Below are 21,925 nucleotides of genomic sequence, written 5' to 3' on the forward strand. Positions count from 1 at the left end.
CTGATCCGCTCGGTTTTCCGAGAACGGGGTTATCCACCTGCCCAGGACACCCCGACTTCCGGAAAGTCGAGTCGATCAGGCCCGAGCAGGCGGCGAGCGGCGTCCTGCGGGTCGGGCCGGACGGCGGCAAGGCCGCCCACTGCGGCCGGGCGGTACGCGGGTGACCAGCACGCGGCCCCCGCGCACGAGGCGCGGGGGCCGGGCGTCCATTGGGTCAGGGTGTGTGGGTGTGCAGGGTGAAGCCCAGGTCGGTGGGCACTCCCGCGGAGTTGCGGGTCTGGATGAAGACACCGTTTGGCGTGCCCAACCGCGGGGCGACCGCGGCCTCCCCACCCGGCGGGATGCAGCAGGAGTCGTGCCGGGAGATGGTGGCCAGGTAGGCGCCGTTCGAGACGTTGTAGCCGAACTGCACCTCGTACTGGCCGGGGCCGTACTTGATCACGGTGCCGGTGCCGCGCTGCTTGGTGCCGTTGGCGTTGACGACGGTGAACCAGCTTGCGGCGGCCATCGTGGTGACCCCGCCCGCCTTCAGGGCGGCCTTCGCCGAGCGTGCGGACTCGGCGGTGACCGGCGGTTGGCTGTTCGTGCCACGGGCCGCCGGCTTGACGGCCGCCTGCGGCGCCTTCGCCGAGGGCTGGGCGATGGCGATCCCCCCGCCAGCCAGAGTGAGCGCCAGGACAGCGAACGTGACAGCTGCCGCCTTGGGTCGGAAGGATGTTTTCATGACAGGTCCCCCTTGTGTAACCGTGCGAATTCGGCCGACCCGCGGGGCGGGACGGATGACTGCCCATAAATAGGCGGACGACGACACGGGGGTGCGGGAAACCTAACCCACTGACAACCGGTGAGGTTGATTTCTGAACGATCTACATCCCCTCTGAGCTGGGATTACTACTCAGAGTTGCGTCGTTTGAGCCAGATGGAACTTAGCATCGGAAAAAGCCGGACGTCAATAGTTGATCTCGCATTATCGAGTTGTAAATCAGCCGTCAGATAATTGTGAAAGGTGAACGCGTCACCATTCACGAAACAGCTTCGGTTCACCCACTAGGATCACCGTCATGATCGCCGACGCGCCGCCCACGACCGCACCCGCAGCGCGGTGGTACCGCGGCGCTCGGCTCGGCACGGTGCTCTGCTGGCTGGCGGTCGCACCGACCGCCCTCTGGGCCGCCGTCCGGCTTGTCGGCCTGGACCGGGGTCCGCTGGTGCAGGCGCTCGCCTTCACGCCGTACGTCGCGGGCTTCAGCGTGCTGCCCCTGGCCCTCGCACTCGCCCTGCGGCGCTGGTGGCCGGCGGCGGTCGCGGCCCTGACAGCGGTGGCGTTGCTCGGCGTCGTCGCACCTCGGGCGCTGGCCGCCCCGCAGCCCGCAGCGGCCGGGCCGACCGTGCGGCTGCTCACCGCCAACCTGCTCGCCGGCTCCGGCGACGCGCGGACGCTTGTCGAGCTGGTCCGGCGGCACGAGGTGGACGTGCTCACCGTGCAGGAGTTCACGCCGGAGGCGCAGGCCGCCCTGGACCAGGCCGGCCTCGACCGGCTGCTGCCGCACCGACAGCTCAACCCGGAGATCGGCACGCCCGGCTCCGGGCTCTACTCGCGGTGGCCGCTCACCGACGTCGGCCTCCGGCGCAACCTCGACGGCTGGGGCTTCACCCAGGCGTACGGGACGGTGTCCATCCCCGGCGCACCCCCGGTACGGGTCGAGTCGGCCCACCCCTCGGCCCCGTACGCGCTGGACCAGGTCGGCTTCTGGCGTGCCGACCTGACCGCCCAACCTCCGGCCACTCCGGACGGTGGCCTGCAGATCCTTGCCGGGGACTTCAACGCCACCCTCGACCACAGCCCGCTGCGTGCCCTGCTGCACACCGGTTACGTCGACGCCGCCGACGCCACCGGCGAGGGCCTGACCGGCACCTGGGGCCCGTACGACGGTGACCTCATCCCACCGGTCACCATCGACCACGTGCTTGTCGACCGGCGCATCGCGGTCCAGTCGGTGCGGGTGCTCGCCCTACCCGGCAGCGACCACCGCCCCGTCCTGGCCACGCTGACCCTCCCCACCCCCTGACGATCTCGCGCCCGCCGACCGGTGCCTGCCGGAGCCGCACACCGCCGACCCGAAGCGCAAGATCGCCAGGCCGGGGCAGGGTCAGACCGGGGCGGGGGCCAGGCCGTAGGTGAGGGCGTCGATCAGGGCGTGCCAGCTGGCCTCGACCACGTTGGGGTGGACGCCGACCGTCGTCCAGTCGCGGCCGGTGCCGTCGGAGGTCTCCAGCAGCACCCGGGTCACCGCGCCGGTGCCGTGGCTGCCCTCCAGGATGCGCACCTTGTAGTCGGCCAGCTCGAAGCCGCGCAGTTGCGGGTAGTGCTGGGCCAGCCCCACCCGCAGCGCCTCGTCGAGCGCGTTGACCGGGCCGTTGCCCTCGGCGGTGGCGATCACCCGCTCCCCGCGTACCCGGATCTTGACGGTCGCCTCGGACACCACCGAACCGTCCTCGCGGTGTTCGACCAGAACCCGGTACGACTCGAGCGTGAACGGTCGGGCCGGGCCGCCCTCCGGCAACTCGGAGCGGACCAGCAGCTCGAAGGAGGCGTCCGCGGCCTCGAAGGACCAGCCGCCGGCCTCCAACTCCTTGACCCGCTTGGTGACCCGGGTCAACGCCTCCGGACTGCCGGCCAGGTCCAGACCGAGCTCCCGACTCTTCAGCTCGACGCTGGCCCGGCCGGCCATCTCGGTCACCAGGATCCGCATGTCGTTGCCCACCACCGACGGGTCCACGTGGTTGTAGAGCAACGGGTCGACCTTGATCGCGCTCGCGTGCAGCCCCGCCTTGTGGGCGAAGGCGGCGGCCCCGGCGTACGCCTGGTGGGTGTCGGGGGCGATGTTGGCGATCTCGGCGATGGCGTGCGAGACCCGCACCATCTGCGCCAGGCAGCCCTCCGGTAGGACCGGCATGCCCAGCTTGAGTTGGAGGTTGGCGACGACCGCGAAGATGTCGGCGTTGCCGGGGCGTTCGCCGTACCCGTTGGCGGTGCCCTGGACGTGGCGGACGCCCGCCTCCACGGCGGCGATCGTGTTGGCCACCGCGCAGGAGGTGTCGTTCTGTGCGTGCATGCCGAGCAGCCCGGCGTCGATCCCCAGCCGGTCGGTCAGATCGCGGATCACGGCGGTCACCTGGGACGGCAGCATGCCGCCGTTGGTGTCGCAGAGGACCATCCGCTCGGCGCCGGCGGCCAATGCGGTCTGCACCACCGCCGCGCCGTACGCGGGGTCGTGCCGGTAGCCGTCGAAGAAGTGCTCGCCGTCGACGAAGACTCGTCGGCCCTCTCGGACGAGGTGGCTGACGGTGTCGTGGATCATCGCCAGGTTTTCCGCGCCGGTGGTGCGCAGCGCCCGCTCGACGTGCCGGGTGTCGGCCTTGGCGACAAGCGCCACCGCCGGGGTCTGCGCGTCCAGCAGGGCGCGCACCTGGGGATCGTCGGCGACTGCGACACCGGCCTTGCGGGTGGAGCCGAACGCCACGAGCACGGCGTGCCGCAGGTCCAACTCGGTACGCGCCCGGCGGAAGAACTCGGTGTCCTTGGGCACCGCGCCCGGCCAGCCGCCCTCGATGAAGCCGACGCCGAACTCGTCGAGCAGTCGCGCCACCGCCAGCTTGTCGATCACCGAGTAGGTGAGCCCCTCGCGCTGGGCGCCGTCGCGCAAGGTCGTGTCGAAGACCTGGAACGTCATCAGGATCCTTTCTCGGAGCAACAAAAAGACCTCCCGCGGGTGCGGGAGGTCTGCGCGCTCGGCGGAGGGGAGAGCCGGCGCGCTAGGTCGCAATAATCAGGACGGTGCTGGTCACGATCGCCACTCTGCCACCCTCTCCCAAATGTGGGAAGAACAATCCACATATCGGGACAACTACGGAGGGTGTTCCGAGCCGGCCCGCCGCGCGCTCGGTCCAGACCCGTCGCCGGTGATCGGCTTCACACGCTCCCAGGCCGCCCACCGGCTACAACGACGATGCGGAAGCATCTGGAACGGATCCAGTTACGGCCACCGTGCCGCCTAGAAGGAGGACCTGTGCTCACTGTCGGTGACCGCTTCCCTGAGTACGAACTCACCGCCTGCGTGTCTCTGGACGCCAACAAGGCGTTCGAGACGATCAACCACAAGTCCCACGAGGGCAAGTGGCGGGTGGTCTTCTTTTGGCCGAAGGACTTCACCTTCATCTGCCCGACGGAGATCGCGGAGTTCGGTCGACTCAACGGCGAGTTCGCCGACCGGGACGCACAGGTCCTCGGGGCGTCCGTGGACAACGAGTTCGTCCACTACGCGTGGCGCAAGGACCACCCGGACCTCCGGGAGCTGCCGTTCCCGATGCTCAGCGACATCAAGCGCGAACTGTCCGCCGCCTGCGGCGTGCTCGGCGAGGACGGCGTGGCCCAGCGGGCCACCTTCATCGTCGACCCCAACAACGAGATCCAGTTCGCCATGGTCACCGCCGGCTCGGTCGGCCGCAACGTCTCCGAGGTGCTGCGCGTGCTCGACGCGCTGCAGACCGACGAGCTGTGCCCGTGCAACTGGAACAAGGGCGGCGACACCCTCGACGCCAACGCGCTCCTCGCCGCGGCCGGGGTCTGAGCATGGGTCTGGACGCGGTCAAGGCGGCCCTGCCCGATTACGCCAAGGACATCAAGCTCAACCTGGGCTCCACGGTCGGCACCTCGACGCTGACCCCGGTGCAGACCTGGGGCACCGCGCTGGCCTGCGCGGTCGCCGCCCGCAACCCGGTGGTGCTGCGGGAGATCGCGGCCGAGGCGCTCGGGCACCTCGGTGCGGAGGGTGTCGAGGCGGCCAAGGGCGCCGCCGCGATCATGGCGATGAACAACATCTACTACCGGGCCAAGCACCTCATCGGCGACGAGCAGTATGCCTCGATGCCGGCCCGCCTGCGGATGCAGATCATCGCGCGTCCCGGTGTGGACAAGGGTGACTTCGAACTCTGGTGCCTCGCCGTGTCGGCCATCACCGGCTGTGGCGTGTGCCTGGAGTCGCACGAGAAGGCGCTGCGGGGCAGCGGCTTCACCCGTGAGCAGGTGCACGAGGCCCTACGGATCTCCGCCGTGGTGCACGCCGCCGCGGTCACCCTCGACGCCGAGGCCGCGCTGGCCTGAGCGGGTACGCCCGACGGGCCGACACCGCACCTCGCGGCGTCGGCCCGTCGCCGTACCCGCGGCCCCCGGCCGCTCGCCGCACCGGCGGCCTCGGCGCTCGCCGTTTCCGGCACCCGACCGCCGGGTAGCTCCTGCGGGGACGACGAACCCGCCTACGCCGAGACGATCGGCGACAGTCAGGAGTGAACGGCATGGACAGGATCGATCCGCACGCCACGCACGCCGGGCCGGACCCGCTGCGCGGCGGTGACCAGGGCGTCGTGCCCGGGGGCGCGCCAGCCGGCACGTTCGACCCGTGGCGGTACCGGGACCAGGCCGGGGTGGCCGACGCCGACCTGGTCGGCTACAAGGTCGAGGCCACCGACGGCGGAATCGGCAAGATCGACAGTGCCAGCCACGAGGTGGACGGCAGCTACCTGGTGGTGGACACCGGCCCCTGGATCTTCGGCAAGAAGGTGATGCTGCCGGCCGGCACCGTCAACCAGGTAGACCACGACCAGCGCACCGTCTCCGTCGACCGCACCCGGGACCAGATCAAGGCCGCCCCGGAGTACGACGAGAACAGCCACAGCGACCCGAGCTACCGGAATCAGCTCGGCGGCTACTACGACGAGACCTACGGCGCCCTCCCGCCGGGCACGGCCCGGTGACTGTTCCACCCGACGGCCGGTGGGGTGTGGCCCCACCGGCCGTTACCGTGTGAACGTGGACGCCATCGACGACAATCCCCAGATCTCGCTCCCCGCCACCTTCAACTTCCGCGACGTCGGTGGCTACCTCGGCCACGGCGACCGACCCGTACGCCGGGGCCGGCTCTTCCGTTCCGACTCGCTGCACCGCCTCACCGAGCAGGACCGGGACGCGTTCGCCGCGATCGGGGTCCGCACCGTGATCGACCTGCGCCGTCCCACCGAGGTGCGGCGGGACGGGCGGGTGCCGGAATACCAGGGGTTGACCTACCGCAACATCCACCCGGAGCACGAGGACTGGGCGAGCGTGCCGCACGAGGAGGGTGCCGACCTGGCCCGTTACCTCGCGGACCGGTACGCCGACCTGGCCCAGACCGGCACCGCCGGGCTGGCCGAGGCGGTCGGGCTGATCGCCGACTCCGCCAATGCGCCGGTGGTGGTGCACTGCGTCGCCGGCAAGGACCGCACCGGCATCGTCTGCGCGCTCACCCTCGCCGTGCTCGGCGTCGACGACGCGGACATCACTGCTGACTACGCGCTCAGCTCCGAGGCGTCGGCCCGGTACAGTGCCTGGCTGGCCTCCGTCAACCCGGAGGGCGTGGACGTGCCGGCGCCGTTCCTGGCCTCACCCGCCGAGGCGATGCAGCTCTTCCTGGACGAGCTGCGCGCGGGGCACGGCTCGATCGAGGCGTACCTGCGGCACGCCGGGGTGACCGACGAGCAGCTCGATGCCCTCCGCGACCACCTGCTCGACGAGCCCGCCGAGGCGTAGCCCGCCGAGTCGGGGCCGACCACGACTGCCGACAGCGCCGGCCCGTCCGGGTGGACGGGCCGGCGCGCGACGGAGGTCAGAAGACCCGCTGCACCCAGCCGTGCGGGTCGGCCGCCTTGCCACGCTGGATGTCGACCAACTGCTGACGCAGGGCCATGGTGACCGGGCCGGGTTCGCCGCCACCGATCAGGAACTCGCCGTCGGGGAAGCGGACCCCACCGATCGGGGTGACCACAGCGGCGGTGCCACAGGCGAACACCTCCCGGAGTCGACCGCTTGCCGCGTCGGCCTGCCAGTCGGCGAAGCTGACCGGTCGCTCCTCGACCTGGTGACCGGCGGCTCCGGCCAGCGTGAGGACGGCGTCGCGGGTGATGCCCGGCAGGATCGTGCCGGTCAACGGTGGGGTGACCACCGTGCCGTCCTCGTAGACGAAGAAGACGTTCATGCCGCCCAGTTCGTCGACGAACCGGCGCTCCACCGCGTCCAGGAAGACGACCTGGTCGCAGCCGGCCTCGATGGCCTCGGCCTGGGCCGCCAGCGAGGCGGCGTAGTTGCCGCCACACTTGGCCGCGCCGGTGCCACCGGGAGCGGCCCGGGTGTAGTCAGGCGAGACCCAGACGGTGACCGGCTTGACCCCACCGGTGAAGTACGCGCCGACCGGTGAGGCGATCACCGTGTAGAGGTATTCGTTTGCCGGGCGGACGCCGAGGAACACCTCGCTGGCGAACATGAACGGCCGCAGGTAGAGGCTGCCGTGCTCGTCGGTGGGGATCCACTCCCGGTCGATCTCGATGAGCTTGTGCAGCGAGTCGACGAACACCTCGGGGGGCAACTCCGGCATCGCCATCCGCTGTGCCGAGGTGACGAAGCGGGCGGCGTTGGCGTCCGGCCGGAACATCGTCACGCCACCGTCGGCCGTCCGGTACGCCTTCAGCCCCTCGAAGATCTCCTGCGCGTAGTGCAGCACCGCGCTGGCCGGGTCCATCGGGATCGGGGCGCGCGCCTCGACCCGGGCGTCGTACCAACCCTTGCCCTCGGCGTAACGGACGGTGACCATGTGGTCGGTGAAGACGCGGCCGAACCCGGGGTTGGCCAGCAGGGCGGCCCGGTCGGCGGCGGATACCGGCGAGGGATTCGGACGGATCTCGAAGTCGAGCATGTCACCACCGCTCATCGCGCTGACCTCCCTGCGGGACAACGGCATGCGGGATCGCACACCGACTTGGCTGTGCCAGAAACTTACCCCGAACGGTCGTTCAGCGGGTAGCGCCGCTCGGGCGAGACAGTCTGCCCGGCCGGGCCGAGGCCGGGCCGGGCGCTGACGGGTCGGGCAGTCAGGCTACGGCGTGGGCGGCGAGCCGGTCGCCTACCTCTTCGGTACGCAGCGTCACACCCGGAGTGCGGCCGGCCAGCTCGACGGCTACCGACGCGTTGACCCGGGCCGCGGCCTCGGCGTGCCCCAACTGCTCCAGCAGCAGCGCGGCGGAGAGCACCGCGGCGACCGGGTCGGCGATTCCCTGCCCGGCGATGTCCGGCGCCGAGCCGTGTACCGGCTCGAACATCGAGGGGTACGCCCCCTCGGGGTTGATGCAGCCACTGGCGGCCAGGCCGATCCCACCGGTCACGGCGGCGGCGATGTCGGTGAGGATGTCGCCGAAAAGGTTGTCGGTGACCACCACGTCGTAGCGCTGCGGCTGGGTGACCAGGAACATGGCCGCCGCGTCGACGTGCTGGTATTCGGTGGCGATGTCCGGGTGCTCGGCGGCGACCACGTCGAAGGTGCGCGACCAGAGCGACCCGGCGTGGGTGAGCACGTTGGTCTTGTGCACCAGGGTGACCTTGCGCCGTTCGCGGCGGGCGGCGCGGGCGAACGCGTCGCGGATCACCCGCTCCACACCGTGCCGGGTGTTGAGGCTCTCCTCCGTGGCGACCTCGGCGGGGGTGTCCCGGTGCAGCGAGCCACCGGCCCCGGCGTAGAGACCCTCGGTGCCCTCGCGGACGACCACGAGGTCGACCTCACCCGGCTTCACACTGCCCAGCGGGCCGGCGACCCCGGGCCAGAGCCGGGACGGGCGCAGGTTGACGTACTGGTCGAACGCGAACCGGAGCTTGAGCAGCAGCCCCCGCTCCAGCACGCCCGGCGGAACCGTCGGGTCACCGACCGCGCCGAGCAGGATCGCGTCGTGCCCGGCCAACTCGGTCAGCACCGACTCGGGCAGCACCTCTCCGGTACGGTGCCAGCGGGCCGCGCCGAGGTCGTACTCGGTGGCCTGCACGCCGGGCAGCACCGCGTCGAGGACCTTGCGGGCCTGCGCGACCACCTCGGGCCCGATGCCGTCTCCGGCCACCACCGCGATCCGCGCCACGACCGCACTCCTCTGCTCAACGGTTCCGTCCGGGCAACGGTACGTCGCTGTCCCGCCTCCCGGTACGCGGTGTCCGACATGTGGGATATGGCAATGCACAGCAGCCTCTCAGCCGGCACTCATGAGGCGGTCATGTCCGCTGCCTACGGTGGTGGTCAGCGGGTCACGGGGGCCTGCTGACCGCTGGGTCGCGACGACGCGGCACCGAGTGCGAGAGGGCAGATGCGATGCGCATCGACGAGCAGCCGCGGACCCGCTGGCCGGATCCGTCGGCGTTCCGCAACCGTCGGCCGGACCTTCGACTCGGCAGCCGCCGGCACCGGATCGACAGCAACGGCGCCACCGAGGGCCGGATCGCGGTGCAGCACACCGTACGCACCGCGACCGCCGAATACACACTCCTCCTCAACGCCCCCGAGTGGCTCGGCCGCCGGGGCGTGGGCGAGGCTCTGCGGGACAGCGTCGCGGAGCTGCGCGCCATCGACCTCACCTACGGCCCCAACCGGCCGGAGAGCCTGGTCTCCCGGCTGCGTCGGGGAGAGATCAGCCCCGACTCGTACGCCCCGCTCGCCGACCTGGTGGACCGCTGCGCGGCCATGCGCGCGGCCACCGACGGGTGGTTCGACGCCTGGGCGGTGCCCGGCGGCTTCGACCCGGGCGGCCTGCTCGGTGGTTGGGCGGTGGAGCGGGCCGCCGAGCGGCTTCGTGCCGCAGGCATCCACGACTACGCCGTACTCGCCGGAGCCGACCTCGTCGTCCGCGGCCACGCGCCGCACGGTGGGCCCTGGCGGGTCGCGGTGCACCACCCCACCGCACCCGAGCGCGCACCACTGGTGCTGGAGATGACGGCCGGCGCGGTCGGCACCTCTGGGGTGACCGGGCGGCAGGGGCACGTGGTGGACCCGCACACCGGCGAGCCGGCCAACCAGCTCGTCGCCGCCACCGTCGTGGGCCCCGACCTGACGATCGCCGACGCCTACGCCACCGCGCTCTACGCCGCCGGCCCCACCGGCCTGGCCTGGTTCCGGGGCAACTCCAACTATCGGGCGCTCTTCGCCCACCGGCGCTGATTTTTGCGATCGGCCCCCACGCTCTCGGCAACGACCGTGGGGGCCGATCAGCGACGAGTGCGCGTGGCTCGCACAATCGAGGGGTGCGGACCGGTCGCGCCGGATGCCGACCGCGCCACCCGAAGACGGGCCGGCGCCTCGAACTCGGCCAGTGACCGCAGTACGTACGCTAGCGAATCGACGCAACTCGACGCAAGAGTCTCTACACCGGACCGTCGTGACGGGAGACTGCGGGGTCCAGTGGTTGACCGGCGGCGAGGCCGTTTCGACATGGTGAACGGCGGATGGCACGCTATCCGCCGTGAGTTTCGATCTGAGCGTGTGGGCCCTGGAGGACGGGGCGACGCCCGAGGACGTGCGGACAGCGGTCGACGGTTGCCGGCAGGGGCGCCATGTGGACCGTTACCCGGACCCGCGGGTGGTCGGCTTCTACCGGGCGATCACCGCCTCCTATCCGGACCGTCACCCCGGCGCGAACAGCCCGTGGGCGGTCGCGCCACTGCACGCCGCCCACGACCATGTCGAGCTGAACCTGCACCCGACCTGCTCGGACCAGGTGCTGCTGGACATCGAGCGGCTGGCCGGCGAGCACGGGCTGATGCTCTTCGACCCGCAGGACGGCTCGGTCTACCCGCCCCCGGCGCGACTACCCGGCTGACCCGGCCGGCCGCACGGACGGAACATGACGAGGGGCCCGGCGAATCGCCAGGCCCCCCACGGTGCTTGTCGGCTGCTACTCGTCGCGCAGGTCCGCGGCGCTGGCCGCGGTGGCACCGATCGACTCGGCGGCCGAGGTGAGCAGGTCGGCGCCGAGCGCCTGGTCGACGGTGAGCGTCATGAGCGTCTCGCCGCCCGCCTCCCGCCGCGCCACCTGCATGGCGGCGATGTTGATGCCCGACTCACCGAGCAGGGTGCCGACAGTGCCGACGACACCGGGCCGGTCGACGTAGCGCAGGAAGAGCAGGATGCCCTCCGCGCCGATCTCCACGTCGAAGCCGTCCACCTCGGTCAGCTTGAGCACGTCGCGAGCACCCGAGTGGGTGACAGTGCCGGACACACTGACCGTCCGGCCGTCCGGCAGCGCGCCGCGTACGGTGACCAGGGTGGGCTGCTCGGCCGTCTCGGCGAGGGTCGCCAGGGTGACCTCGACGCCCCGCTCCGCCGCCAGGTGCGGCGCGTTGACGTAGGTGACCTGCTCCTCGACAACCGAGCTGAACAGACCCTTCGTCGCGGCGAGCTTGAGCACCGACACGTCGTGCGCGACGATCTCGCCGCGAACCTCGACGGTGACGCTCGCGGCGACGCCGCCGGCGACCGCGGTGAACGCCCGGCCGAGCTTCTCGGCCAGCGGCAGCAGCGGCCGAACGTCCTCGGCGACCACGCCGCCGGCCTGCACGTTCACCGCGTCCGGCACGAACTCGCCCTGCAACGCGAGCTTCACGCTCTTCGCCACGGCGAGACCGGCCTTGTCCTGCGCCTCGTTGGTGGAGGCGCCCAGGTGCGGGGTGGCCACCACGTTGTCGAAGGCGAACAGCGGCGAGGAGGTGCACGGCTCCTTGCTGTACACGTCGACACCGGCGCCGGCGACCCGGCCCTCGGCGATGGCGTTCGCCAACGCCTGCTCGTCGACGAGGCCACCACGGGCGGCGTTGACGATGCGAACGCCGGGCTTGACGATCGCCAGCTCCTTCTCACCGATCAGGCCCACCGTCTCCGGCGTCTTCGGCAGGTGGATGGAGATGAAGTCGCTCTCCCGCAGCAGCTCCTCCAGACCGACCAGGCGGACGCCGAGCTGCGCCGCACGGGCCGGCTGGATGTACGGGTCGTACGCGATCAGCCGGGTGCCGAACGCGGCGATGCGCTGCGCGAAGAGCACCCCGATGCGACCGAGCCCGACCACGCCGACGGTCTTGCCCTGCACCTCGACGCCTGTGTACTTGGACCGCTTCCACTCCCCCGCCTTGAGCGCGGCACTGGCGCTGGCGGTGTTCCGGGCGACGGCGAGCAACAGCGCGACGGCCTGCTCGGCGGCGGAGACGATGTTGGAGGTGGGCGCGTTGACGACCATCACGCCCCGCGCGGTGGCGGCCGCCACCTCGACGTTGTCCAGCCCGACGCCCGCCCGGGCGACCACCTTGAGTCGCGGCGCGGCGGCGACCGCCTCCGCGTCGATCTGGGTCGCGCTGCGCACGATGACGGCGTCGGCCTCGGAGAGCGCCGAGAGCAGGGCCGGACGGTCGGTGCCGTCGACGTGCCGGACGTCGAAGTCGTGGGCGAGCACCTCGATGGCGGCGGGGGCGAGTTCTTCGGCGATCAGTACGACAGGATTCATCGGTCCTCGTAGAGGTCGTGTTTGCGATCGGCGCGGGCGGCCGGGCGCTGCACTGCGCCCTGCGCTGATCCGTGCCGTGGCCGTCAGGTGCCGGCTGCTGCACCTACCCGCGATCGTAGGGGCCTGGCTGGGCGGCGTGTTCCGGTCTGCGGGGTGAGGGCCCTCACACGCCCGGTCGGGCGACGGACATCGGCCGTTCACCGCACCGACACGGTTGCTCTCGTCCGCTACAACCGGAGGCAGAGCCCTCCGGGAGGAGCCGCATTTGTTGCTCGCCGTGCGCAGCACGCTGCTGCGACAGCTGACCCGCGTCGATCCCGCGCGGTTCGGTCCGAAGCTGGCCGAGGCGTTGGTCACCCGGTCCCAACAGGTGAAAATCCGGCGCAGCTTCGTGGCCCGGCGCACCGCCGCCGCGGACGAGGCGGTCGCGCTCTACCGGCGGCTGGTCCAGGACCGGCCGGGCCGGCACGAGGTCGGGCTCGCGCGGGCGCTCGTGGCGCAGGGTTCGGTCCCCGACGACCACACCGTGACCTCCGCGCTCGCGCAGGGCCGGGAGGCGATCGGGTACGTCGAGGACGCGACCGACCGGGACGGCCTCGTCGTCCTGGCCACGGCTCAGCTGATGATGGCCAGCCAGCTCCAGGCCGACGCTCCCCAGGACGCGCTGCCGCTGGCCGATCAGGCCCGGGAGACCTGGCTTCGGTGCGCGCCGCTCGACGCCCGTGAGCGGACGGCGCTGGCCCGAGCCCTCACCGTGCTCGGCTACTGCCGGGCGGTGCTGGGCGAGCCGGCCGAGGCGCTTGCCGCCCGGGAGGAGGCGGTCGAGTTGTTCCGGCGACTTTCCTTCTGGACACGGCTGAAGTACATGCCCGCCCGACTCGAAGCGATGAGCGGGCTGGCGGACTCCCTCGCCTTCCATCGTCGGTTTGCCGAAGCGCTGACGCTGGCCACGGGCGCCCGCGAGGACCTGACCTTCATGAGCCGTGTGGAGCCGCTGCGGTTCCGGCCGACGCTCGGCAACCTGTTGTTCGTGATCGCCAGGTGCCACCTGGGGCTTCGCGAACAGGACGCGGCCGTGGCGGCGGCCGAGGAGGCCGTCGGGCACTACCGCTGGCTGGCCGAGCACGACCGCGTTCGGTATCAGTCACGGCTGGTCGTCGCGCTGCGCAGCCAGGCCAGCGTCTTCACGGGCCTCGGCCGGTACGAAAAAGCCGCCTGGGCCACCGCTGAGGCCGAGGCGATGGAAAGCCGCTGACGCGGGGCGCTACGGCCAGCGGCCGGCGACCCGCGCCGGGGAGAGCGCTGGGTCACCGGCCGCTGGTGGACCGTTTCGGGTGGGACGGTCAGGCGGTCTCGGTGATCGGGCGGTCCACCCAGCTCATCATGCCGCGCAGCTTCTTGCCGGTCTCCTCGATCGGGTGCGCCGCACCCTCGGCCTGCCACTTGGTGAAGTTGGGCCGACCGGCCTCGTCCTCGGCGACCCACTCGCGGGCGAACTCGCCGGACTGGATCTCGCCGAGGATCTTGCGCATCTCGTCCTTGACCCGGGAGTCGATGATGCGCGAGCCACGGGAGAGGTCGCCGTACTCGGCGGTGTCGGAGATGCTGTAGCGCATCTTCGCGATGCCGCCCTCGTACATGAGGTCGACGATCAGCTTCAGCTCGTGCAGGCACTCGAAGTAGGCGACCTCCGGGGCGTAGCCCGCCTCGGTGAGCACCTCGAAACCGGTCTGCACAAGCGCCGAGGCACCGCCGCAGAGCACCGCCTGCTCGCCGAAGAGGTCGGTCTCGGTCTCCTCGGTGAAGGTGGTCTTGATCGCACCGGCGCGGGTGCCGCCGATCCCCTTGGCGTACGCGAGGGCGAGGGCGAAAGCGGTGCCGCTGGCGTCCTGCTCGACGGCGACGAGACAGGGCACGCCCTTGCCGTCGGCGTACTGGCGGCGGACCAGGTGGCCGGGGCCCTTCGGCGCGACCATCGCCACGTCCACCTCGGCCGGCGGCTTGATCAGGCCGTACCGGATGTTGAAGCCGTGGCCGAAGAAGATGGCCTTGCCCGGGGTGAGGTGCGGGGCGATCGACTCGGTGTAGATGGAGCGCTGGGCGGTGTCCGGGGCGAGCACCATGATCACGTCGGCCTCGGCGGCGGCCTGCGCGGGCGTGACCACCCGGAGGCCCTGGTCCTCGGCCTTGGGGCGGCTCTTCGAGCCCTCCGGCAGACCGATCACCACGTCGACGCCGGAGTCACGAAGCGACAGCGCGTGGGCGTGGCCCTGGCTGCCGTAGCCGATGACCGCGACCTTCTTGGCCTGGATCAGGCCGAGGTCGGCATCGTCGTCGTAGTACACCTCAACGCTCATGAGAACTTCCCTTTCGTACGACGGCCGGGGCGGCCCGTCGTGGTCTGTGCGGATGGGTTCGGGTACGGCCCGGCCGGGCCGACCGGTGGCGGTCAGGCGGCCCGCAGCGCGGGCCCGGCGGTGATCGAACGCGAACCGCGACCGATCGCCACCAGCCCGGACTGCACCATCTCCTTGATGCCGAAGGCTTCGAGATCGCGGAGCAGCGCGTCGAGTTTGTCCGGGGTGCCGGTGGCCTCGATGGTCAGCGTGTCCGGTGCGACGTCGACCACCCGGGCCCGGAACAGGTTGACGGTCTCCAGCACCTGGGACCGGGCGGACCGGTCGGCGCGGACCTTCACCAGCAGCAGCTCCCGGGCGACCGAGACCTGCGGATCCAGCTCAACGATCTTGAGCACGTTGACCAGCTTGTTGAGCTGCTTGGTGACCTGCTCCAACGGAGACGACTCGGCGTTGACCACGATGGTGATCCGGGAGACGTCCGGGTTCTCGGTCTCCCCGACGGCGAGACTGTCGATGTTGAACCCGCGCCGGGAGAACAGCCCGGAGACCCGGGCGAGCACGCCGGGCTTGTTTTCCACCAGCACGGACAAAGTGTGCATCGTCATTAAATGTCATCCTCGTCGAAGACCGGGCGGACGCCGCGGGCGAACATGATCTCGTCGTTGCTGGTGCCGGCGGCGACCATCGGCCAGACCATCGCGTCCTTGCCGACCACGAAGTCGATCACGACCGGAGCATCGTTGATCTCCATGGCGGCGGCGATCGTCTTGTCCACGTCGTCGGCGTTCTCACAGCGCAACCCGATGCAGCCCAGCGCCTCGGCGAGCTTCACGAAATCCGGGATGCGGTGCTTGTGGGTGCCGAGGTCGGTGTTGGAGTACCGCTCGTTGTAGAACAGTGTCTGCCACTGCCGGACCATCCCGAGATTGCCGTTGTTGATCACGGCGATCTTGACCGGGATGCCCTCCAACGCGCAGGTGGCCAGCTCCTGGTTGGTCATCTGGAAGCAGCCGTCACCGTCCACCGCCCAGACCACCGTGTCCGGCTTGCCGACCTTGGCGCCCATCGCCGCCGGCACCGCGTAACCCATCGTGCCGAGGCCGCCGGAATTCAACCAGGTGTACGGCTTCTCGTAGGAGATGAACTGGGACGCCCACATCTGGTGCTGGCCCACCCCGGCCACGAAGATCGCGTCCGGGCCGACGATCTCGCCCAGTCGCTTGATCACGTACTGCGGGGAGAGCGTGCCGTCCGCCGGCTCGTCGTAGCCCAGCGGGTAGCGGTTGCGCAGGTCGTCGAGCTGAGTCCACCAGTCGCCCAGATCGGTGCTGCGCCCCGCCGACCGCTCGACGGTCACCGCGGCGATCAGCTCGTCGATGACGTGCTTGGCGTCCCCGACGATCGGCACGTCCACGTGCCGGTTCTTGCCGATCTCCGCGGGATCGATGTCCGCGTGCACCACCGTCGCGTCCGGGGCGAACGAGTCGAGCTTGCCGGTGACCCGGTCGTCGAACCGCGCGCCGAGCGCGATGATCAGATCCGCCTTCTGCAGGCCGTAGACCGCGGCGACGGTGCCGTGCATGCCGGGCATGCCCAGGTGCTGCTGATGCGAGTCGGGGAACGCGCCGAGCGCCATCAGCGTGGTGACGACCGGAATGCCGGTCAGCTCGGCCAGCCGGCGCAGCCCGTCCGTGGCACCGGCCTTGAGCACACCGCCGCCGACGTAGAGCACCGGCCGGCGGGCGGCGGCCATCAGCCGCGCCGCCTCCCTGATCTGCTTGCCGTGCGGGTGCAGGGTCGGGCGGTAGCCGGGCAGGTCCAGCGTGGGCGGCCAGGCGAAGGTGGTCTGCGCCTGGAGCACGTCCTTGGGGATGTCGACGAGCACCGGGCCGGGCCGGCCGCTGCTGGCCAGGTGGAACGCCTCGGCCAGCACCTGCGGGATCTCCTCGGCGTTCTGCACGAGGAAGTTGTGCTTGGTGATCGGCAGGGTGATGCCCTGGATGTCCGCTTCCTGGAAGCCGTCGGTGCCGATCAACGGGCTGGCCACCTGCCCGGTGATCGCCACCATCGCCACCGAATCCATGTACGCGTCCGCGATCGGGGTGACCAGGTTCGTCGCACCCGGGCCGGAGGTGGCGATGCACACACCGACCTTGCCGGTGGCCTGCGCGTACCCGGTCGCCGCGTGGCCCGCGCCCTGCTCGTGGCGCACCAGGATGTGCCGGACGGTGGAGTCGTAGAGCGGGTCGTACGCCGGCAGGATCGCGCCGCCCGGGATGCCGAAGACGACGTCGACGTCGAGCGCCTCGAGCGACCGCACGAGCGAGCCGGCCCCGGTGACCTGGTCCGGTGCGGATGGCCGTACCGCCGGGACGGCCGGGGTGGCCGCGGGACGGGCGACGGCCGGGTCGACGTCGACTGTCGGGTCGGCGGCCGCGCGGGCCCGGCGGGCGGAGTGGGCGAGGGTCTCGGGCGTGGGTCTCGTCATGACGGTTCTGGCCTTCGGCTGGAGTGGCTGGTGGCTAGTCAAGCGTTGCGACACGGGCGGGGCCCGCCTCGCCAGGTTCCGATGGCAATAAAAACGGCCCTCGTGCAGATGCACGGGGCCAGCGCACTCTCGATGGGGAGAGTGCGCTCAGGTAAGTACTCGCAGCGACCGGTACGACGACATGCGGCTAAGCCTGACGCATCTCACGCGATGAGTCAACTGCTCCCACATGTTGGTCAACGGACGTCGGCGCGTCGCCCGGCGAGTCGCCATCGGCAGGCGGAGTGACCTGCGCGTACCCGCCCGGAACCCGGCGTGGAGCGGGCAGCGGCGCGGACCGCGCACCCGGTGAGGTGGCCGCCTCCAGCATCGCCTCCAGGTGCTCGGCCGGCACCCCCCAGCCGAAGAGCGCGCCCTGGCCGAAACGGCAGCCGGCGGCCACCACCGCGGCCAGCTCGGTAGGCGTGGTCACCCCCTCGGCGATCACCTCCAGCCCCAACTGGTGGCCCAGTCGCATGACGATGTCGACCATCGGGGCGAACGCCGGCCCGTCCTGGCCGACCGGCCGGACCGGCTCGTGCTCGGCCACCAGGCTGTGGTCGATCTTCAGAATGTCGATCGGCAGCCGGCGCAACTGCCCCAGCGACGAGTAGCCGGCCCCGAAGTCGTCGAGCGCGATCCGGACACCGGTCAGCCGCAACGCGGTCAGCCGCCGGATCAGCTCGTCCAGGTCGGTGGCGACCGCGTGCTCGGTGACCTCGAGCACCAGCCGCTGCGGCGGCACGTGGTGGGCGCGCAGCGCCTCGGCGACCTGGACCACGTACTCCGGGGCGTGCAGCTCGCGCGGGGAGACGTTCACCGACACCCAGACGTCGTGGCCGTCCGCCAGCCAACGGGAGAGCTGGTAGCAGGCCTGGTGCAGCACCCACGCGCCCAGCGGGGCGATCATGCCGCACTCCTCGGCGAGCGGGATGAACTCGTCCGGACCGACGTTGCCCAGCTCGGGGTGGTGCCAGCGCAGCAGCGCCTCGGCCCCGACGGGCCGCACCGACGGCAGCGACGCCACCGGCTGGAAAGCCAACCGCAGCTCGTCACGATCGATGGCGCCCCGCAGCTCGTGCTCCACCGTCGTCCGCCGGCGCAGCAGCTGGTCGTACGCGGCGTCGTAGCGTTCGATCCGGTTCTTGCCGCGCTGCTTGGCGTAGCGCAACGCCAGGTCGGCGTGGCGCAGCAGCAGCTCCACGTCCGGCTGGCCGGCCCACCCGGCCACCCCGATGCTCACCGAAAGGAAGACCGGGCCCTCCGGCTCGTCGTACGGCCGGTTGAGCACCCCGAGCAACCGCTCGGCGACGCGGTCGGCCTCGGCCGGGCGGCCCTGCATGAGGACGGCGAACTCGTCGCCGCCCAGCCGGGCGGCCACGTCGCCGGGGCGCAGGTTGCTGCGCAGCCGCCGGCCGACCTCGGCCAGCACGGCGTCGCCCACGTCGTGGCCGCGCATGTCGTTGACGTTCTTGAAGCCGTCCAGGTCGAGACCGAGCAGCACGCACGGAGTGCCCGCCGCGGCGCCGTCGTGCAGGGCGCGCAGCAGCCCACGCCGGTTGGCCAGCGACGTCAGCGGGTCGGTGTGCGCCAGCTCGCGGAAGTGCGCCTCCCGCTCGGCCAGGCGGCCCGCGTACCCCCGGACGTCGCGCAGGGTGAGGTATTGCCGCGCCACCAGGGCGAAGCCCTCCACGCTGCCGGCCACGATGCCCGCCGCGGTGAAGCGGCCGTCCTGGGCGAGGTGGTACATCGCCGAGGCGGCCATCGCGACCATCGGGGCGATCGCGTACTCGCCGTCGCGACCGATCAGATCCACCTCGACCTGCCCCGGCCGGTCGGCCCGGTACGCGGCGAGCGCGACGGTCAACAGGCCGGCGGCGAGCACCGCCGCCCCGGTCAACGCCATGGTCGGACCGGTCTGGCAGAGCCCGGCGCTGAGGCCCATCCCGCCGCAGGTGACCGCGCTGATGCCGACGCCAAGCGTGGCGAGCCGTCGACGGGGGACGGCAGCCCGGAAGATGACGATCACGGCGAGCCCGGCGCCGAGCGCGGCACTCACCGTGGCCACCAGGATCGCCGGGCAGGCCGTCGGGGTGGCGGCGCCGAGCAACCGGGTGGGCTCGGAGAAGAGCACCCAGCCGACGAACCACAGCGCCGCCGCCATGACCAGCCCGTCCAGCGCGAGCCGGGCCGTGCCCGCCGCGGTGGCCGCCACCCCCGGCAGCCGGAGCAGACCGGCGGCGAAGGCCAGCCCACTCACCGCCGTGCCGATCGCCACAACTGTCGCCCAGCCGGTGCGCTGCCCCTGCTCGTGGGCCCAGTGGTGGTTCGCGTTGAGCGCGGCGCCCACCCCGGCCAGCAGGCTGAGCAGGGCGACCCCGGCGGCCGCCGCGAGCAGCACGTGCGCCGGCCGACGCGGGCCGGTGCGCCGCCAGGCGACCAGGGTCAGCAGCACGGCGGCCGCAGCGGCGACGAGCCCGCTGAGCCCCGCGACAGCGACCATGCCCGGGGGGAGTTGCACGCCTTCAAGAGTGCCGGATCGGCGCACGTCGTGGGGGGCTGGGTGTGCAACTGTTGGGACACGGCCCATACACGGGAGGGTCGGCGTGGCGACGGTGTCATGCTGGTACGTATGCCTGAGCTGCGGTCGAGGACCTCCACACACGGTCGGACGATGGCCGGCGCCCGGGCCCTCTGGCGGGCCACCGGGATGACCGACGACGATTTCGGTAAGCCGATCGTCGCCATCGCCAACAGTTTCACCCAGTTCGTGCCTGGTCACGTACACCTCAAGGACATGGGCGGCCTGGTCGCCGACGCGGTCGCCGAGGCCGGCGGGGTGGGCCGGGAGTTCAACACCATCGCGGTCGACGACGGCATCGCGATGGGCCACGGCGGCATGCTCTACTCGCTGCCCAGCCGGGAGTTGATCGCCGACGCGGTGGAGTACATGGTCAACGCGCACTGCGCGGACGCCCTGGTGTGCATCTCCAACTGCGACAAGATCACCCCCGGGATGCTGCTGGCCGCGTTGCGGCTCAACATCCCGACCGTCTTCGTCTCCGGTGGCCCCATGGAGGCCGGCAAGACGATGGCGATCGAGGGCGTCGTCCACAGCAAGATCGACCTGATCGACGCGATGATCGCCTCCTCGAACGAGTCGGTCACCGACGAGCAGCTCGGTGAGATCGAACGCTCCGCCTGCCCGACCTGCGGCTCGTGCTCCGGCATGTTCACCGCCAACTCGATGAACTGCCTCACCGAGGCGATCGGGCTGGCGCTGCCCGGCAACGGCTCGACGCTTGCCACCCACGCCGCGCGCCGGTCCCTCTTCGTCGAGGCCGGCCGCACCGTCGTGGAGATCTCCAAGCGGTGGTACGACGGCGACGACGACTCGGTGCTGCCCCGCACTGTCGCGTCCAAGGCCGCCTTCGAGAACGCGGTCGCCCTGGACGTGGCGATGGGCGGCTCCACCAACACGGTGCTGCACCTGCTCGCCGCGGCCCGCGAGGCCGAACTGGACTTCGGCGTCACCGACATCGACGCCATCTCCCGGCGGGTGCCCTGCCTGGCGAAGGTCGCGCCGAACTCGCCGAACTACCACATGGAGGACGTGCACCGGGCCGGCGGCATCCCCGCGATCCTCGGCGAGCTGGACCGGGCCGGGCAGCTCAACCGGGACGTGCACGCCGTGCACTCCCCCTCGTTGGCCCAGTGGTTGACCGACTGGGACGTGCGCGGCGGCTCCCCCACCCCGAAGGCGGTCGAGCTGTTCCACGCGGCTCCCGGTGGCGTGCGTACCGTCGAGCCGTTCTCCACCACCAACCGGTGGTCGTCACTTGACACCGACGCGGCCGGTGGCTGCATCCGGGACCGCGAGCACGCCTACTCCGCCGACGGCGGCCTGGCCATCCTGCACGGCAACCTGGCTCCGGACGGCTGCGTGGTGAAGACCGCCGGGGTGCCGGACGACTGCCTGACCTTCCGTGGCCCGGCGAAGGTCTACGAGTCGCAGGACGACGCGGTGACCGCGATCCTCGCCAAGGAGATCGTCGCGGGCGATGTCGTGGTGATCCGGTACGAGGGCCCCCGGGGCGGGCCGGGCATGCAGGAGATGCTCTACCCCACCTCGTTCCTGAAGGGCCGCGGCCTGGGCCGGTCCTGCGCGCTGCTCACCGACGGCCGCTTCTCCGGCGGCACCTCCGGGCTCTCCATCGGCCACGCCTCCCCCGAGGCGGCCTCCGGCGGGCTGATCGCCCTGGTCCGCGAGGGCGACGAGATCGTCATCGACATCCCCGGTCGGTCCATCGAGTTGAACGTGCCGGCCGACGAGTTGGAGGCGCGACGGGTGGCCGAGGAGAAGCGCGACAAGCCATACACTCCGCTCGATCGGCAGCGACCGGTGTCGGCGGCGCTGCGCGCGTACGCCTCGATGGCCACCTCGGCCAGCGACGGGGCGTACCGCCGCGTCCCGGAGTAGGAGCGCCGGCCCCCACGGCCACTTCAGCACCGAGATCAGCGATATCGGGGTGTCCGGTCGACCCGGATGCCCCGATATCAGCAATCACGTGTCGATCAGGACCACGGTGAATGTCCGGGCAGCGCGGGCGACCGGCGAAAAGGCGGTGCCTCGGGATCGGCCGGG

The 21,925-nt window shown here is 71.4% G+C and carries 18 protein-coding genes; 9 read left to right on the forward strand and 9 right to left on the reverse strand.

The genetic code is table 11. The features are described 5' to 3' along the window. Positions 1-214 precede the first annotated feature (214 nt). Complete coding sequence (locus tag AB0F61_RS07430; protein WP_357804573.1) at positions 215-724, reverse strand: hypothetical protein; 510 nt, start codon at positions 722-724, stop codon at positions 215-217. Between the two features lie 406 nt (positions 725-1,130). Between AB0F61_RS07430 and AB0F61_RS07435 the strand changes: the two genes are divergently transcribed. Then, on the forward strand, positions 1,131-2,069 hold the full coding sequence (locus AB0F61_RS07435; protein ID WP_357805042.1) for an endonuclease/exonuclease/phosphatase family protein: 939 nt from the start codon (positions 1,131-1,133) through the stop codon (positions 2,067-2,069). A gap of 81 nt (positions 2,070-2,150) precedes the next feature. On the opposite strand, the gene cimA is transcribed toward AB0F61_RS07435, so the two are convergent. Beyond that, the gene (gene cimA, locus AB0F61_RS07440) at positions 2,151-3,734 is read right to left on the reverse strand and encodes a citramalate synthase (RefSeq protein WP_357804575.1); all 1,584 of its coding nucleotides are present in this window, start codon (positions 3,732-3,734) and stop codon (positions 2,151-2,153) included. A gap of 336 nt (positions 3,735-4,070) precedes the next feature. On the opposite strand from cimA, the gene AB0F61_RS07445 reads away from it, so the two are divergent. The 4 genes from AB0F61_RS07445 (at position 4,071) to AB0F61_RS07460 (ending at position 6,625) form a co-directional block, all read left to right on the forward strand. Further along, a complete protein-coding gene (locus AB0F61_RS07445) occupies positions 4,071-4,631 on the forward strand; it encodes a peroxiredoxin (RefSeq protein ID WP_357804579.1) in 561 nt (186 codons plus the stop codon). Positions 4,632-4,633: 2 nt separating this feature from the next. Next, positions 4,634-5,164: a carboxymuconolactone decarboxylase family protein gene (locus AB0F61_RS07450; protein WP_357804582.1), complete on the forward strand. Its 531-nt coding sequence runs from the start codon at positions 4,634-4,636 to the stop codon at positions 5,162-5,164. 191 nt (positions 5,165-5,355) lie between these two features. Next, positions 5,356-5,814: a PRC-barrel domain containing protein gene (locus AB0F61_RS07455; protein WP_357804586.1), complete on the forward strand. Its 459-nt coding sequence runs from the start codon at positions 5,356-5,358 to the stop codon at positions 5,812-5,814. 55 nt (positions 5,815-5,869) lie between these two features. After that, positions 5,870-6,625 carry a tyrosine-protein phosphatase gene (locus AB0F61_RS07460; protein ID WP_357804591.1) on the forward strand — a complete coding sequence of 252 codons (756 nt, stop codon included), beginning with the start codon at positions 5,870-5,872 and terminating at the stop codon, positions 6,623-6,625. Positions 6,626-6,701: 76 nt separating this feature from the next. On the opposite strand, the gene AB0F61_RS07465 is transcribed toward AB0F61_RS07460, so the two are convergent. Together AB0F61_RS07465 and AB0F61_RS07470 are read right to left on the reverse strand one after the other, a co-directional pair. Further along, complete coding sequence (locus tag AB0F61_RS07465) at positions 6,702-7,799, reverse strand: branched-chain amino acid aminotransferase (RefSeq protein ID WP_357804595.1); 1,098 nt, start codon at positions 7,797-7,799, stop codon at positions 6,702-6,704. A gap of 160 nt (positions 7,800-7,959) precedes the next feature. Continuing rightward, entirely contained in the window at positions 7,960-8,991 is a 1,032-nt protein-coding gene (locus tag AB0F61_RS07470; protein ID WP_357804600.1) for a 3-isopropylmalate dehydrogenase, read from the reverse strand. Between the two features lie 227 nt (positions 8,992-9,218). On the opposite strand from AB0F61_RS07470, the gene AB0F61_RS07475 reads away from it, so the two are divergent. Both AB0F61_RS07475 and AB0F61_RS07480 read left to right on the forward strand, forming a co-directional pair. Further along, positions 9,219-10,061 (forward strand): FAD:protein FMN transferase, encoded by an 843-nt coding sequence (locus tag AB0F61_RS07475; RefSeq protein WP_357804606.1) that lies wholly within the window; start codon positions 9,219-9,221, stop codon positions 10,059-10,061. Between the two features lie 301 nt (positions 10,062-10,362). Next, positions 10,363-10,719 (forward strand): hypothetical protein, encoded by a 357-nt coding sequence (locus AB0F61_RS07480; protein WP_357804610.1) that lies wholly within the window; start codon positions 10,363-10,365, stop codon positions 10,717-10,719. A 75-nt stretch (positions 10,720-10,794) separates the two neighbouring features. Here the strand turns inward: AB0F61_RS07480 and serA are convergent, their stop codons facing one another. Next, positions 10,795-12,393, reverse strand: a complete 1,599-nt coding sequence (gene serA / locus AB0F61_RS07485) for a phosphoglycerate dehydrogenase (protein WP_357804616.1) — start codon at positions 12,391-12,393, stop codon at positions 10,795-10,797. A 265-nt stretch (positions 12,394-12,658) separates the two neighbouring features. On the opposite strand from serA, the gene AB0F61_RS07490 reads away from it, so the two are divergent. Then, the gene (locus AB0F61_RS07490) at positions 12,659-13,648 is read left to right on the forward strand and encodes a hypothetical protein (protein ID WP_357804620.1); all 990 of its coding nucleotides are present in this window, start codon (positions 12,659-12,661) and stop codon (positions 13,646-13,648) included. A gap of 88 nt (positions 13,649-13,736) precedes the next feature. Here AB0F61_RS07490 and ilvC read toward each other — a convergent pair whose 3' ends face one another. From ilvC to AB0F61_RS07510, 4 genes are all read right to left on the reverse strand, one after another. Next, positions 13,737-14,750 (reverse strand): ketol-acid reductoisomerase, encoded by a 1,014-nt coding sequence (gene ilvC, locus AB0F61_RS07495; protein ID WP_357804626.1) that lies wholly within the window; start codon positions 14,748-14,750, stop codon positions 13,737-13,739. 92 nt (positions 14,751-14,842) lie between these two features. Then, positions 14,843-15,358 (reverse strand): acetolactate synthase small subunit, encoded by a 516-nt coding sequence (ilvN, locus tag AB0F61_RS07500; protein WP_088946549.1) that lies wholly within the window; start codon positions 15,356-15,358, stop codon positions 14,843-14,845. Next, positions 15,358-17,241: an acetolactate synthase large subunit gene (locus tag AB0F61_RS07505; protein WP_357804644.1), complete on the reverse strand. Its 1,884-nt coding sequence runs from the start codon at positions 17,239-17,241 to the stop codon at positions 15,358-15,360. The genes ilvN and AB0F61_RS07505 overlap by 1 nt, the downstream gene beginning before the upstream one ends. Before the next feature lie 187 nt (positions 17,242-17,428). Beyond that, the gene (locus AB0F61_RS07510; RefSeq protein WP_357804647.1) at positions 17,429-19,801 is read right to left on the reverse strand and encodes a bifunctional diguanylate cyclase/phosphodiesterase; all 2,373 of its coding nucleotides are present in this window, start codon (positions 19,799-19,801) and stop codon (positions 17,429-17,431) included. Between the two features lie 111 nt (positions 19,802-19,912). Between AB0F61_RS07510 and ilvD the strand changes: the two genes are divergently transcribed. After that, positions 19,913-21,760, forward strand: a complete 1,848-nt coding sequence (gene ilvD, locus AB0F61_RS07515; RefSeq protein ID WP_357804653.1) for a dihydroxy-acid dehydratase — start codon at positions 19,913-19,915, stop codon at positions 21,758-21,760. The last annotated feature ends 165 nt before the right edge of the window (positions 21,761-21,925 follow it).

This window comes from Micromonospora sp. NPDC023888 (genome assembly GCF_040639415.1).
In the GTDB taxonomy this organism is placed as follows: Bacteria; Actinomycetota; Actinomycetes; order Mycobacteriales; family Micromonosporaceae; genus Micromonospora.

Excerpts from the sequence above, each read along its gene's own strand:
- AB0F61_RS07475 (WP_357804606.1), top strand. The coding sequence starts at position 9,219 with ATGCGCATCGACGAGCAGCCGCGGACCCGCTGGCCGGATCCGTCGGCG.
- AB0F61_RS07465 (WP_357804595.1), bottom strand. The coding sequence starts at position 7,799 with ATGAGCGGTGGTGACATGCTCGACTTCGAGATCCGTCCGAATCCCTCG.
- ilvD (WP_357804653.1), top strand. The coding sequence starts at position 19,913 with ATGCCTGAGCTGCGGTCGAGGACCTCCACACACGGTCGGACGATGGCC.
- AB0F61_RS07455 (WP_357804586.1), top strand. The coding sequence starts at position 5,356 with ATGGACAGGATCGATCCGCACGCCACGCACGCCGGGCCGGACCCGCTG.
- cimA (WP_357804575.1), bottom strand. The coding sequence starts at position 3,734 with ATGACGTTCCAGGTCTTCGACACGACCTTGCGCGACGGCGCCCAGCGC.
- AB0F61_RS07450 (WP_357804582.1), top strand. The coding sequence starts at position 4,634 with ATGGGTCTGGACGCGGTCAAGGCGGCCCTGCCCGATTACGCCAAGGAC.
- serA (WP_357804616.1), bottom strand. The coding sequence starts at position 12,393 with ATGAATCCTGTCGTACTGATCGCCGAAGAACTCGCCCCCGCCGCCATC.
- ilvC (WP_357804626.1), bottom strand. The coding sequence starts at position 14,750 with ATGAGCGTTGAGGTGTACTACGACGACGATGCCGACCTCGGCCTGATC.
- AB0F61_RS07430 (WP_357804573.1), bottom strand. The coding sequence starts at position 724 with ATGAAAACATCCTTCCGACCCAAGGCGGCAGCTGTCACGTTCGCTGTC.
- ilvN (WP_088946549.1), bottom strand. The coding sequence starts at position 15,358 with ATGACGATGCACACTTTGTCCGTGCTGGTGGAAAACAAGCCCGGCGTG.
- AB0F61_RS07505 (WP_357804644.1), bottom strand. The coding sequence starts at position 17,241 with ATGACGAGACCCACGCCCGAGACCCTCGCCCACTCCGCCCGCCGGGCC.